A 13,061-nucleotide genomic window follows, 5' to 3' on the forward strand; every position below is an offset into this window, starting at 1 on the left:
TCTGAACGCTAACAATAATATATATCTACAGCGGGCGGAAAATATCATGGCCATAATAGCATTGCGACAAGCTGAAGGTTCGCATCGCGACCTGATCTCGTTATCCTCAATTCGCCAAAGAGCAGACCGGCTATTATTGGTGCTGGCCTGGGTGATGTGGGGCGTTTCGCTGGGAGTGGGTTGGATGAATGATAACCCCAGTCTGGCACTGCTGGTGGCGACGATTCTGGCGGGACTTGCCACCTTGATGACGCTGATTTTTGCGGGCAAACTCATCACTCGCTTAGTTTATGCGTTTATTCTAATGGCCTATTCCGCACTGCTGATTCAGCTTGGCGGCGGCGAGACCGAATATCATTTTTCGGTATTTGTTTTGCTGTCTGCGCTGCTCGCCTGGCGCGACTGGCGGCCATTAATTATGGGCGCGGGGGTGATTGCCGTTCACCACCTGGTATTTAATTATTTACAGGAATACGGGTTGTTTAATATCACCGTGTTTATGCACGCCGGTCTGCATATGGTGATTATGCACGCGGTGTACGTCGTGGCGCAGACGGTATTCCTGGTCTTCCTGGCGGTACGGATGGAGCAGGATGCACGGTCGGCCAGCGAGGTTGCGAAGCTGGCGGCGGTCATTAACCGCGAGTCGGGCTACCTGACGCTGGAGCGCGACACCAAAACCAGCCGCTCACCCTTTGCGAAAACTTTTAGCCTGACGCTGGATGCCATGCGTAACACGCTTGAGCAGGTCAGCGGTAATGTATCGCAACTACTGGATGCCTCACAGACGCTACTGCAACGTAACACCGCGCTCTCCGAACGCACCGACAGCCAGGCGCGGTCGTTAGCGGTCACCGCCAGCGCCATGGAGCAGCTTGCCGGTGCGGCATCGTTAACCAGTGAAAAGGCCAGCGAAGCGCGCGAACTCGCCGGGCAGGCCAGCGCTGTGGCGCGGGAAGGGGGGGAGAATATCCGTTCTGCCATGGCGTCCATGTCGCACATCCGTGATGAATCGCTGAAGATTGGCGGTATCCTTGAGCTCATCGACGGTATAGCCTTCCAGACCAATATTCTGTCGCTCAACGCCTCCGTTGAAGCGGCGCGGGCCGGTGCTCATGGGAAAGGGTTTGCGGTGGTGGCAGCTGAAGTCCGTACCCTGGCGCTGCGCTGTGAAGGTGCGGCGCGGGACATTCGCCAGCTGGTGGCCGCTTCCGTCGAGAGCACCCATCAGGGCGCTGAGCAAGTAGAAAGAGCGGGAAAAACCATGGCGGCGATCATCAATAACATCGACAGCCTACAGGCCTGTGTCGACGTGTTGTCATCAATGAGCGACCAGCAGCGCGCCAGCGTATTACAGATGAAAGGCAGCATTGCGCATATCGACGCCAGCGTGCAGGAGAACGTGCAGCACGTGGCGCAAACTATTCAGGTTGCGCATCAGCAGCAACAGCATACCGGTGAACTGAAATCGGCTATTTCCGTGTTCAGATTGGTGTAATGTCACAAAAATGAAAGATGTATAACAAGTAATTTAGTTGTGTGATAACTTTCGCAGTTGTTAGAAAACGTAATACCAGTACGAAAAATGACAATATAATTGCCAATCCCATCCTTCTACATTGAAACCACTTCAATTCAGGAGGATATAAGTGTGGCAAACGATACAAAGTTGTCTATTACCGAAAAGCTGGGATACGGCATGGGCGATGCCGCCTGCGGTATTGTCTACTCCTCGGTAACGATGTTTTTGACCTGGTTTTACACCGATATTTACGGCTTGTCTGCGGCGGCGGTGGGGGTGATGTTCCTCGTAACGCGCGTGCTGGATGCGATTACCGACCCGCTGACGGGCATTGTCGCTGACCGGGTCAAAACCCGCTGGGGCCACTTCCGCCCATGGCTGATCTGGTTTGCGATTCCCTACGCCGTGCTGGCGGTGATGACCTTCACTACGCCCGATTTTGGCGCTTCCGGTAAGCTGGTTTACGCCTACCTGACATATACCTTGCTGATGTTGTGTTACACCTTTATCAATATCCCCTACTGCGCGTTGGGTGGTGTGATCACCCGCGATGAGAAAGATCGCCTGTCGGCGCAATCTTATCGTTTTACGATTTCGTCCGTGGCCGGTCTGATGGTCTCTGTCGCCACGCTGTTTCTGGTCGACTACCTGGGTAAAGAAGATAAGCAGTTCGGCTTTCAGGCCACCATGGGCATTATGGGGGCCATCGCCATTGTGATGCTGGCTTTCTGTTTCTTCTCTACTAAAGAACGCGTGGCGCCCGCGGTAGAACAACAGGGTAGCATTCGCGAAGATCTGCGCTCGCTGCTGGCCAACGATCAGTGGCGGGTCGTGGCGATCATTACCTTCTTCTCCAGCATGGCAGGGGTGATGCGCAGCGCGGCAACGCTGTATTACGCCACTTATTTGATGATGGGCGGCGTCGAGTCTGCGGCCGGGACGGCGATGAAGTCGGCGTTTGTCTCGACTAGCGTGGTCGGTACCATTATCGGCAGCATCGCGGCGGGCTGGCTGGCGAAGCGTTACCGCGCGGTTTCGCTGTTTAAAAATATTAACCTGCTGCTGGTCGCAGTCGGTGTGGTGATGTTCTTCGTGCCGCCGACCTGGCTACCCGTCGTGTTCCCTTTGTACTTCCTTGTGGGATTCTTCCATCAGATGTATCAACCGTTTAAATGGAACATGATGGCGAACGCCGCCGACTACGGCGAGTGGAAGTTTGGCCGCCGTATTACTGGCCTGTCCTACTCCGGCAACCTGTTTGCGCTGAAAATGGGTATGGCGGTCGCTGGCGCGGTCGTCGGTTTCTCGTTGGGGCTGTTTGGCTATCAGGCGGGCGTCACCGAACAAACACCGATGGCGACGATGGGCATCGTTGGCCTGCTGACGTTGGGGCCATCGCTCTCGTACCTGGTGCTATGGTGGCTGTCGCGCTTCTATAAGCTGGACGACCGCGCTATGGCGACCATTCAACGCGACCTTTCCGCACGCCAGCAGGCGGCGGTGCAGGCCGAACCTGAAGCCGTCAGCGGCGTATTACATAAAGCCTGAGGAAACGACGATGACTTCACATGATTATCATAACCCGATCCTCTGCGCCGACTATTCGGATCCGGATATTGTTCGCGTCGGCGACGACTTTTTTATGGTCTCGTCGAGTTTCAACCATATGCCCGCGCTGCCGATCCTGCATTCGACCGACCTGGTTAACTGGCAGATCATCAACCATGTTTTTCAGTCTTTACCCCTGGCGGGTTACAACCAGTACCAGCCGGGAAAAGGCGTATGGGCACCGTCAATTCGCTGGCACGGCAATCAGCTGTGGGTCTTTTTCAGCACCCCGGATGAAGGTATTTTCATGTGCCGGACCGACGATCCGTGGGGTGAATGGAGCGCGCCGCACTGCGTGCAGCCCGCGAAAGGCTGGATCGACCCCTGCCCGTTCTGGGATGACAACGGTGACGCCTGGCTGGTCCACGCCTTTGCCCATAGCCGTAGCGGAATCAAACACCAGCTTCAGCTGTTCGCCATGTCACCTGACGGCACCTCGCTGCGCGGTGAAGGGCAGATCATTTACGACGGCAGCTGCGACCAGCCGACGCTTGAAGGGCCAAAAGTCTACAAGCGCGGCGGCTGGTACTACATTTTTGCCCCAGCAGGCAGCGTCGAAACCGGCTGGGAAACGGTACTGCGTGCCCGCAGCATGAGCGGCCCCTGGGAAGCGAAAAACGTTCTGTTTCAGGGGAATACCCCGGTTAATGGTCCACATCAGGGCGGCTGGGTTGAGCTGGATGACGGCGAATGCTGGTTTGTCCATTTCCAGGATGCGCATCTGTATGGGCGCATCGTTCACCTCCAGCCAATGCGCTGGGAGCAGGACGGTTGGCCGCGTATTGGCGAGCCGCTGGGGGATGACGGCGCCGGGCAACCGGTGATGCGCTGGCCGCGTCCGGCGAGCTTACCGCCTTCACCCCCATTATTGCCGCAAACCGACGATGACTTTGCCTCAGGCGTGCCGGGGCTACAGTGGCAGTGGCAGGCTAATCCGGATCCCCGGTGGCTGCTGCCGGGCGATGGCCAGTTGAATCTCCGCTGCTGCGAACTACCCCGCGGCGAAGATAAGCAACATTTCTATTGGCTGCCCAACCTGCTGCTGCAAAAATTTCCGGCCTGGCAGTTTAGCGCCGAAACCACGCTGACGCTGAATGCTGAAGCCAGCGGCGATGCGGGCGGTTTGGTTATCTACGGTGAACGTTATGCCGCGCTGCTGCTGGAAAAACGTGACGGGCAGTCTCGGCTGCTGTGGCTGACCGGCTGGATGAGCGATGCGGGCGTGGTACGCGAACGCCGCGAAGTCATCGCGACGCTGGATAGCACCACCTGCACAATGTCGGTCGAGGTTTCTCACGGCGGCATCTGCCGCTTTGCCTGGCGTAGCGGCGAGGCGAACTGGCAGCGGGTGGCTCAGCCTTTCGCCGCGGGCAAAGGGAAGTGGGTTGGGGCAAAAGTGGGGCTGGTAGCAGTGTCGTTAGAAAGCCAGGCGCAGCGCGGAAGCTGCTCGTTCAATCACTTTGCCATCGACATTATCGGCTGATCCGGGCGTTTTTCGTCGTTCTTTTCAACTTTCAGGATGACGTTGGACGTGCGGTAATGACCATCGGCGAGGCCGCGACTAATCTCAAGCGTTGCGGCCTCCCGGTTCAGGACGTGCTGATAGCAGGATTCCGTATGCGCCAGGATTTTGTCGCGCAGATGGGGGTAACGCGCCATCACTTCGCACAGCGCGGAGCCGAAGATCTCTTCTTTAATTTGATAGCCATAGATTTCGCGGCGATGTTGCCACTTCATTTTCACCAGCGCCGCGGGAATGGGTTCGGAAAGGCCGGAAATGCGACGCCCCTCGGCGTTTTTTTCCTCGCGCAACGTCTGCAAATTACGCTGAAGAATGGTCTCATCACTGAGCTGTGGGCTTAACGCTATATTAGTCGCGCTAACATCGACAAGTTTCATACTCACTTATCCGTTAGATTATAAAACATTGGCGCGGTTCTTTCCTGGGTCATTAAATTAAGCCAGATTTTATTACCGTCCTCATTTATCTCCTGAGTTTTTAGCTCCATAATTTGACTTAACTCCAGCGCAGAGATCTCCCCCTGAACGACCAGGTTATTTAGCATAAGTGCAAAAGCTTCAATTTTAGCGATGCGATATAATCTGTCTTTAATATGACGATCGCGCTCCTCAAGCAATGGGTTACGCGATTGACCGCCGCCAATCAATATCTCGTCCTGCCACGTCGCGAGCGAGACTTTCTCCTGCTCAGCCTGCAGGCCTGGCGGTGTATCCTTGTTTTCCGCATCTATAGCGGCGATGCAGAAACGGGCTGGGATAAGGGTTTCAGCTATCATATAGGCGTCGTCTGTCGAATGGCTGGAGAATGTTTTTTATTATAGTGAGGTTCGTTGACATTAACATGACGCACTTTTAAAATCAAAAAAAGTGGAGAAAACCATGAGCGGTATTATTTATTTTGTGATGGTGTTGCTGTTACTTACCGTCATTATTTTATTTTTTATGTATGGTCAAAATAACGCACCGTCTGATACCAATAATGAAACCGTTCCCGCTCCGGCCCCCGCGCCGCTGAACAAAGACGAAGGCGAAAATCATTTTGCCGGGCTCATGAGCCGGATTACCCCTTCCTGGTACTGGCGTATTAACCACGAGTATATCGATTTTGTTCAATCGACAATTAAGCGTATGTCGACAGATCAGCTAAAAGAAAAGGCGGGCCTGTTTGAAGCGCAGGAACGTTGCCGGAATCTCAACGGCGCCGTCTATGAGTATTACGATGAGATTAAACGTCGCTGCCTGAAAGGCGAGCGGGTGACCGACGTCGACCCGGTGGTGCTCAGCCTGCAGCGGTGCTACGAGGAGTTTGCTCAGGAGGCCTATCCCGAACTGGTGGCGTTGGTTTGGCCGGACTTTCAGCGACCCTTTATTCGTCCCCACGATGTGTAAGCCGAAGTGTTGATATGATGTTATGTGATTGCGATATACTAGGGCGAATTTGACTCGAAAACAGGACACTATGGAACGCTTTCTGGAAAATGCGATGTATGCATCGCGCTGGATCCTCGCCCCGGTTTATTTTGGCCTCTCGCTGGCGCTGCTGGCCTTAACCCTGAAGTTCTTTCAGGAGATCCTGCACGTGCTGCCGAATATCTTCAGCATGGCGGAAGCCGATCTGATCCTGACCCTACTGTCGCTGGTGGATATGACGCTGGTCGGCGGCCTGCTGGTGATGGTGATGTTCTCCGGCTATGAAAACTTTGTCTCGCAGCTCGATATCAGTGAACACAAAGAGAAACTGAACTGGCTGGGCAAAATGGACGCCACCTCGCTGAAAAACAAAGTGGCGGCTTCGATTGTGGCTATCTCGTCTATTCACCTGTTACGGGTGTTTATGGATGCCAAAAACGTCCCGGATAACAAGCTGATGTGGTACGTGATTATTCACCTGACTTTTGTACTTTCAGCGTTTGTGATGGGTTACCTCGATAGCCTCACCCGCGCGAAAAAATAGCAATGTAGGCCGGATAAGGCAGCGCCGCCATCCGGCAATATGCGCCGGGGTGCCTGAGGGCGCTACGCTTGTCTGGCCTACCCATTCACGTTTTCGGTACGGTCCTACTTATCCGACGACGCCTGCCACAGATTTAACTGACCATCCGCCACGTGCTTATCAATCAGCGCCAGCTCCTCGCGGGAGAAGTGCAGATTTTCCAGCGCTTTCACGTTCTCTTCAATTTGCTCCGGTCGGCTGGCGCCAATCAGCACCGACGTCACGCGGCTGTCTTTCAACAGCCAGCTTAAGGCCATTTGCGCCATTGACTGCCCGCGCTGTTGCGCCATATCGTTGAGTAAACGCAGACTGTTCAGGTTGCTCTCACTCAGCATATTTTCCGTCAGGCCGCGCGCCTTTTTGCCTTCCACCTGCATCCGCGAACCTTCCGGAATCCCGTTCAGGTATTTTCCGGTTAGCAGGCCCTGCGCCAGCGGGGTAAACGCAATACAGCCCACGCCGTTGCGCTCAAGCGTATCCAGCAGTCCGCTCTTGTCGACCCAGCGGTTGAGCAGATTATAAGAAGGTTGATGAATCAGCAGCGGAATTTTCCATTCACGCAGCAGTTCTACCATCGCCTGGGTGCGTTCGGAAGAGTATGACGAGATGCCAACGTACAGCGCCTTACCGCTCTGCACCGCCTGAGCTAACGCGCTGGCGGTCTCTTCCATCGGGGTGCGCTCATCGACACGGTGCGAATAAAAGATATCGACGTACTCCAGCCCCATACGCTGTAGGCTTTGGTCGAGACTGGCCAGCAGATACTTACGCGAGCCGCCGGAGCCGTACGGCCCGGACCACATGTCATAACCCGCTTTGGTCGAGATGATGAGCTCATCGCGATAACCGGCAAAATCTTCCCGTAACAGGCGGCCAAAGTTCTCCTCGGCGCTGCCCGGCGGCGGGCCGTAGTTATTCGCCAGATCGAAGTGAGTGATGCCGCAGTCAAAGGCTTTCCGCAGCAGTGCGCGCTGATCGTCTAGCGCGTGAATATGACCAAAACTGTGCCATAGGCCGAGGGACAGGGCAGGAAGCTGTAAACCGCTGCGGCCACAGTAGCGATACTGCATCTGTTCATAACGGGCTGGGTTTGCTTGCCAGGACATAACATCTCCTTCTCTCATTTTTGAAACGCTGTTTCCAGAATACTTGCTTTGCGCGCGAATGCCCGTTCGCGCGATCACACTGCCGGGAATTGGCTGGCGGATTCCCCTTTAGGGTTAGCGTTCAAATAGCGCTAGCCACCGCTCAAATATTCGCTATATAATTTTATATATAACGATTGAGGGTACACTGATGGATAACCATTTTGGCAAAGGGTTGATGGCGGGGCTACAGGCGCCTTATGCCGATAGCGCGCAAAAGGTGATTGGTTTTTGCACCGACTATAAACGCGGGTTCGTGCTGGGCTTTTCGCACCGAATGTTTGAAAGGACAGGCGACCGGCAGCTCAGCGCTTGGGAAGCGGGGATTCTGACGCGGCGTTACGGGCTGGACAAAGAAATGGTGATGGACTTCTTTAAAGAGCATGACTCCAGCACGACCGTTCGCTACTTTATGGCGGGATACCGGCTGGAAGGGCAATAAAACCGGGCGCCAGGCACCCGGTCAATTAAGCCATTACTGCTGACGCTTATCTTCCGTATTGGTGTCAAAATCGCTGGCGGCATGACGTTCATGCAGTTGCTCATTCAACGGTCCATTGGTACGGTTGACGATACGACCGCGTTTCACGCCCGGGCGGCTGGCGATATCCTGCGCCCAGCGCAGCACGTTTTTGTAGCTTCCCGCATCAAGGAATTCCGCCGCGCCGTAGACGTTGCCGAGCACCACGTTGCCATACCATGGCCAGATGGCGATATCGGCGATGGTGTATTCTTCCCCTGCCACGTAGCGCCCGCGCGCCAGCTGTTTGTCCAGCACGTCCAGTTGACGTTTGGCTTCCATGGTGAAGCGGTCAATCGCGTACTCAATCTTTACCGGCGCGTAGTTATAAAAGTGACCAAAGCCACCGCCGAGGAACGGGGCTGACCCCTGCAGCCAGAACAGCCAGTTCAGCGTTTCGGTGCGCCCGGCCGGATCTTTGGGCAGGAAATGACCAAACTTTTCCGCCAGATAGAGCAGGATATTGCCGGACTCAAACACGCGGGTTGGCGGCGTGGTTGAGTGGTCGCTCAGCGCCGGAATCTTCGAGTTTGGGTTCACTTCCACAAAGCCGCTGGAGAACTGATCGCCCTCGCCAATGCGAATGAGCCACGCGTCGTACTCCGCTTCCGTGACGCCAGCCGCCAGCAGCTCTTCGAGCATAATCGTGACTTTCTGGCCGTTCGGCGTGCCAAGGGAGTAGAGCTGGAGGGGATGCTGGCCTACCGGCAGCGCTTGTTCATGAGTGGCACCGGAAATCGGGCGGTTGATATTGGCAAATGCGCCGCCGTTGTTTTGCTTCCATTCCCAGACTTTGGGGGGCTGATAGGTGTTCTCTGACATAATCGCTCGCCTTATTTTGATGATGTGTTGAGGTAGTGAAGTTTAGCAGCTTCAGGCAAAAATCCGGACCTCTCTCGCGCACCTGTTGCCCATTTTTCAGATGAATATTTTTCCCGATAATGGGTCATCCTCGCATACACGGGTGTATGATTAATCCACTTTTATACACTTCATCCTTCAAGCTGCCTCTGCGTTGGCTGCGTTCGTTCACCCGAATCACTTACTTAAGTAAGCTCATCGGGATTCACTCGCTTGCCGCCTGGATGCACCTTGAATGATTTTGTGTATATTGGATTAATTTCAACGTGCGGGCGAGAAAATCGCACGCGATGTTTGAGGAAGGTTCATGAGCAAGGGAAGTACCAATAGTGACGCCCCATTTGGCACGTTGTTGGGGTATGCGCCGGGCGGCGTAGCGATTTACTCTTCAAATTACAGCAGCTTAAAACCAGGTGATATGCCTGATGATGCTTCGTTTCGTAGCTACATTGACAACGAATATATGGGCCACAAGTGGCAGTGCGTCGAGTTTGCCCGCCGCTTCCTGTTCATTAACTACGGATTTGTCTTCACCGATGTGGGCATGGCCTACGAGATCTTCTCTCTGCGCTATCTGCGTCAGGTGGTGAACGACGCCATTCTCCCGCTGCAGGCTTTTGCTAATGGCTCCCGCCGCGCGCCGCTCGTCGGCTCTTTGCTTATCTGGCAGAAGGGCGGTGAGTTTAATGAAACCGGCCACGTGGCGGTGATTACCCAACTGTTGGGCAACAAGGTACGTATCGCTGAACAGAACGTGCTGCACTCGCCATTGCCGGCAGGCCAGCAGTGGACCCGCGAGCTCACCTTAGAGGTGAAAGACGGCCATTACACGCTGCACGACACCTTCGACGACACCACCATTCTTGGCTGGATGATTCAGACTGACGATGCTCGCTATAGCCTGCCGCAGCCGGCGATTGCCGGTGCAGCGCTGAAGCTGGGCGGAGCGCGTCTGGAGAACAATGGTCAGTTTGATGGCAAATGGCTCGACGAAAAAGATTCGCTCCAGCAGGCGTATATTGCCGCCAACGGTCATGTGATCAACGCCGATCCGTACCAGTACTTCACCATGACCGAAAGCGCCGAACAGGAGCTGATTAAAGCGACCAACGAGATGCACCTGATGTATCTCCACGCCACCGACAAAGTGATGCGTGATGACAACCTGTTGGCGCTGTTCGACATCCCGAAAATCCTCTGGCCGCGTCTGCGTCTCTCCTGGCAGCGTCGTCGCCACGACATGATCACCGGGCGCATGGACTTCTGCATGGACGAGCGCGGGTTGAAGGTTTACGAGTACAACGCCGACTCTGCCTCCTGCCACACCGAAGGCGGCCTGATCCTTGAACAGTGGCTGAAAACCGGCTATCGCGGCAACGGACATAACCCGGCGGAAGATCTGCTGGGCGAGCTGGTGGGCGCGTGGAGGCACAGTCAGGCAAGGCCGTTCGTGCACATCATGCAGGACAACGATCTGGAAGAAAATTACCACGCCCAGTTTATGCAGCGCGCCCTTGAACAGGCGGGCTTCGAGAGCAAAATTCTCTACGGTCTCGACGAACTGCGCTGGGATGCTGCCGGTCAGTTAATTGACGGTGAGGGTCGTCTGGTGAACTGCGTGTGGAAAACCTGGGCGTGGGAAACGGCGATTGAGCAGGTGCGTGAGGTGGATGAAGACGAATACGCCGCCGTGCCGATTCGTACCGGTCACCCGGATAACGAAGTGCGCCTGATTGACGTGTTGCTGCGCCCGGAAGTGATGGTCTTCGAACCGCTGTGGACGGTCATTCCCGGCAACAAAGCCATTCTTCCTGTGCTGTGGTCGCTGTTCCCGAACCATCCGTATCTGCTGGATACCGACTTTGAGGTGAGCGAACATCTGGCTAAAACCGGCTATGCCATCAAGCCGATTTCCGGCCGTTGCGGCAGCAATATCGATCTGGTCAGCGGTCACGATCAGCTGCTGGATCAAACCAGCGGTAAATTTACTGACCGGAAAAATATTTACCAGCAGCTTTGGTGCTTGCCAAACGTGGCGGGAAAATATATTCAGGTATGTACCTTTACCGTTGGCGGTAACTACGGCGGCACCTGCCTGCGCGGTGATGAATCTCTGGTGATTAAAAAAGAGAGCGATATCGAACCGCTGGTGGTGATTAAAGATAAAAAATAGTAGGCCGGATAAGGCGGAGCCGCCATCCGGCAATCTGTGTCGGGTTGCCTGATGGCGCTTCGCTAATCAGGCCTACGTAAAGAAAGTCTGCAGTAAACACAACAACAAGACAGAAAAGGAAAAGAATATGCACGATCGGCGACTCGCCGCGCGCGCGGGGGAACTCAAACCTTCCGCCGTCCGCGAACTCCTCAAGCACAGTAAACTGCCCGGCGTGATTTCTCTCGGTGGTGGTATTCCGGCGCCGGAGCTTTTTGATACCGAAGGGCTGGAGCTGGCGGTGCAGAAGGTGATGAGCGAACGCTTTAACGATGCGTTCCAGTACGGGCTGACCGAAGGCTACCCGCCGCTGCGCCAGGCCGTCAGTGAACTGTGTCAGGCGCGCGGCGTGGCCTGTCAGGCAAGCCATGTTTATATCACCTCGGGCTCGCAGCAGTCGCTGGATATTGTTGCCCGTACCCTGCTCGATCCGGGCGATACCATTGTCGTTGAACGCCCAACCTACCTCGCGGCGCTGCAGGTGTTCCAGCTGGCGCAGGCCAACATCCTGAGCGTCGATACCGACGACAACGGCATGCTGGTGGAACAGCTCGCCGAGCTGCTGACCACCACGCGTGTTAAAGCCGTTTATCTGGTGCCGACCTTCGGTAATCCGGGCGGTAAAACGTTGAGCGACGATCGCCGCCGCCGTCTGGTTGAGCTGGCGAAGCAGCATGACGTGGTGATTATTGAAGACGATCCGTACGGTGAAATCAGCTTTACCGATGAAGTACAGCGTCCGCTGTATCAGCATGCGGTGGAATTAGGCTGTGAAGATCAGGTGGTCTATACCTCGACCTTCTCCAAAATTCTGGCGCCGGGCATGCGTATTGGCTGGATCGTGATGCCGGACTGGCTGGCTCAGCAGACGGTGATCGTCAAGCAGGCCGCCGATCTGCACACTAACATGCTGTCGCAGGTGATTACCGCCGAGTACCTGAGCCTGGGCCGCCTGGAAAACCAGATTGCGCTCATTCGCGAAGACTACCGTAAGAAGTGCGATGCGCTGGCCGACGCGCTGGAAAGCCGTTTGGGCGAGCATCTTGAGTTCAGCCGCCCGAAAGGGGGGATGTTCCTGTGGGCGCGTTTCCGCTATCCGTTCGATACCATGAAGTGGCTGGAAAAAACGCTGGAAAATGGCGTGGTCTACGTGCCGGGTGAAGCCTTCTATAACGACAATCCGGATACCCGTACGCTGCGTTTATCCTACTCTACGGTGTCGCTGGAAGGTCTGCAAACCGCCGTTGAGCGTCTGGCGAAGTCGCTGTAATGCTTTTTCGTTCCGCGCCGCCTGCTGGCGCGGAACGTCCTCCACGGATTTATTCCGTTTCCGCAATTCTGTCGTCAAGCCAGATCAGCATCAGCGATGCTAAAAAGGCGACGGTGACGGTGCCAATAAATAACCACATCAGAAATACCTCAGCTTATTGTTCTTATTATTCTGCTGTTCACTATTGCTTGCGCTTGATTCATAGCTGACATCGCAGGGTCCGATTAAAAAAAGAAAGGTGAAAAATAAGAGGTTGTTCGTATCAGATCAACCCTATTTTTCGTGTGGCGGTGACGCATGAGGGGGAATCGCTATGCTCCCAGAGGGAGCTGAAGACTAATCCGTACAGCGTAGAGCCGCTGTACCTCGTGAAGAGGAAATCTTTGCTCATCAGAAATTGCTACCGTAT

At 55.0% G+C, this 13,061-nt stretch carries 12 protein-coding genes; 8 read left to right on the plus strand and 4 right to left on the minus strand.

The genetic code is table 11. From position 1 onward, the window contains the following. Nucleotides 1-46: 46 nt before the first annotated feature. The 3 genes from M989_RS04085 to M989_RS04095 all read left to right on the plus strand — a co-directional run bounded on the left by M989_RS04085 (nucleotide 47) and on the right by M989_RS04095 (nucleotide 4,613). Nucleotides 47-1,498: a methyl-accepting chemotaxis protein gene (locus M989_RS04085; RefSeq protein WP_064542402.1), complete on the plus strand. Its 1,452-nt coding sequence runs from the start codon at nucleotides 47-49 to the stop codon at nucleotides 1,496-1,498. 153 nt (nucleotides 1,499-1,651) lie between these two features. Then, entirely contained in the window at nucleotides 1,652-3,070 is a 1,419-nt protein-coding gene (locus tag M989_RS04090) for a glycoside-pentoside-hexuronide (GPH):cation symporter (protein WP_064542406.1), read from the plus strand. A 10-nt stretch (nucleotides 3,071-3,080) separates the two neighbouring features. Continuing rightward, nucleotides 3,081-4,613 (plus strand): glycoside hydrolase family 43 protein, encoded by a 1,533-nt coding sequence (locus tag M989_RS04095; RefSeq protein ID WP_064542410.1) that lies wholly within the window; start codon nucleotides 3,081-3,083, stop codon nucleotides 4,611-4,613. Here the strand turns inward: M989_RS04095 and M989_RS04100 are convergent. Next, entirely contained in the window at nucleotides 4,586-5,029 is a 444-nt protein-coding gene (locus M989_RS04100) for a hypothetical protein (protein WP_064542414.1), read from the minus strand. The two genes, M989_RS04095 and M989_RS04100, sit on opposite strands and share 28 nt — an antisense overlap. Nucleotides 5,030-5,031: 2 nt before the next feature. Next, entirely contained in the window at nucleotides 5,032-5,427 is a 396-nt protein-coding gene (locus tag M989_RS04105) for a hypothetical protein (protein ID WP_064542417.1), read from the minus strand. A gap of 103 nt (nucleotides 5,428-5,530) precedes the next feature. On the opposite strand from M989_RS04105, the gene M989_RS04110 reads away from it, so the two are divergent. Both M989_RS04110 and M989_RS04115 read left to right on the plus strand, forming a co-directional pair. Beyond that, nucleotides 5,531-6,040: an ESA_00282 family adhesion-associated protein gene (locus M989_RS04110; RefSeq protein ID WP_064542420.1), complete on the plus strand. Its 510-nt coding sequence runs from the start codon at nucleotides 5,531-5,533 to the stop codon at nucleotides 6,038-6,040. 70 nt (nucleotides 6,041-6,110) lie between these two features. Then, a complete protein-coding gene (locus tag M989_RS04115; RefSeq protein ID WP_064542423.1) occupies nucleotides 6,111-6,605 on the plus strand; it encodes a TIGR00645 family protein in 495 nt (164 codons plus the stop codon). Nucleotides 6,606-6,709: 104 nt separating this feature from the next. On the opposite strand, the gene M989_RS04120 is transcribed toward M989_RS04115, so the two are convergent. Continuing rightward, complete coding sequence (locus M989_RS04120; protein ID WP_064542426.1) at nucleotides 6,710-7,750, minus strand: aldo/keto reductase; 1,041 nt, start codon at nucleotides 7,748-7,750, stop codon at nucleotides 6,710-6,712. A 190-nt stretch (nucleotides 7,751-7,940) separates the two neighbouring features. Between M989_RS04120 and M989_RS04125 the strand changes: the two genes are divergently transcribed. Continuing rightward, entirely contained in the window at nucleotides 7,941-8,231 is a 291-nt protein-coding gene (locus tag M989_RS04125; protein ID WP_064542429.1) for a DUF2623 family protein, read from the plus strand. Between the two features lie 33 nt (nucleotides 8,232-8,264). On the opposite strand, the gene yghU is transcribed toward M989_RS04125, so the two are convergent. Then, nucleotides 8,265-9,131 (minus strand): glutathione-dependent disulfide-bond oxidoreductase, encoded by an 867-nt coding sequence (gene yghU / locus M989_RS04130; protein WP_064542432.1) that lies wholly within the window; start codon nucleotides 9,129-9,131, stop codon nucleotides 8,265-8,267. A gap of 346 nt (nucleotides 9,132-9,477) precedes the next feature. Here yghU and gss point away from each other — a divergent pair, with 346 nt between their 5' ends. After that, on the plus strand, nucleotides 9,478-11,343 hold the full coding sequence (gene gss, locus M989_RS04135) for a bifunctional glutathionylspermidine amidase/synthase (protein WP_064542435.1): 1,866 nt from the start codon (nucleotides 9,478-9,480) through the stop codon (nucleotides 11,341-11,343). 127 nt (nucleotides 11,344-11,470) lie between these two features. Next, complete coding sequence (locus tag M989_RS04140) at nucleotides 11,471-12,652, plus strand: aminotransferase-like domain-containing protein (RefSeq protein ID WP_064542438.1); 1,182 nt, start codon at nucleotides 11,471-11,473, stop codon at nucleotides 12,650-12,652. Nucleotides 12,653-13,061 lie beyond the last annotated feature (409 nt).

It is taken from the genome of Kluyvera georgiana ATCC 51603, assembly GCF_001654985.1.
Classification (GTDB): domain Bacteria; phylum Pseudomonadota; class Gammaproteobacteria; order Enterobacterales; family Enterobacteriaceae; genus Kluyvera; species Kluyvera georgiana.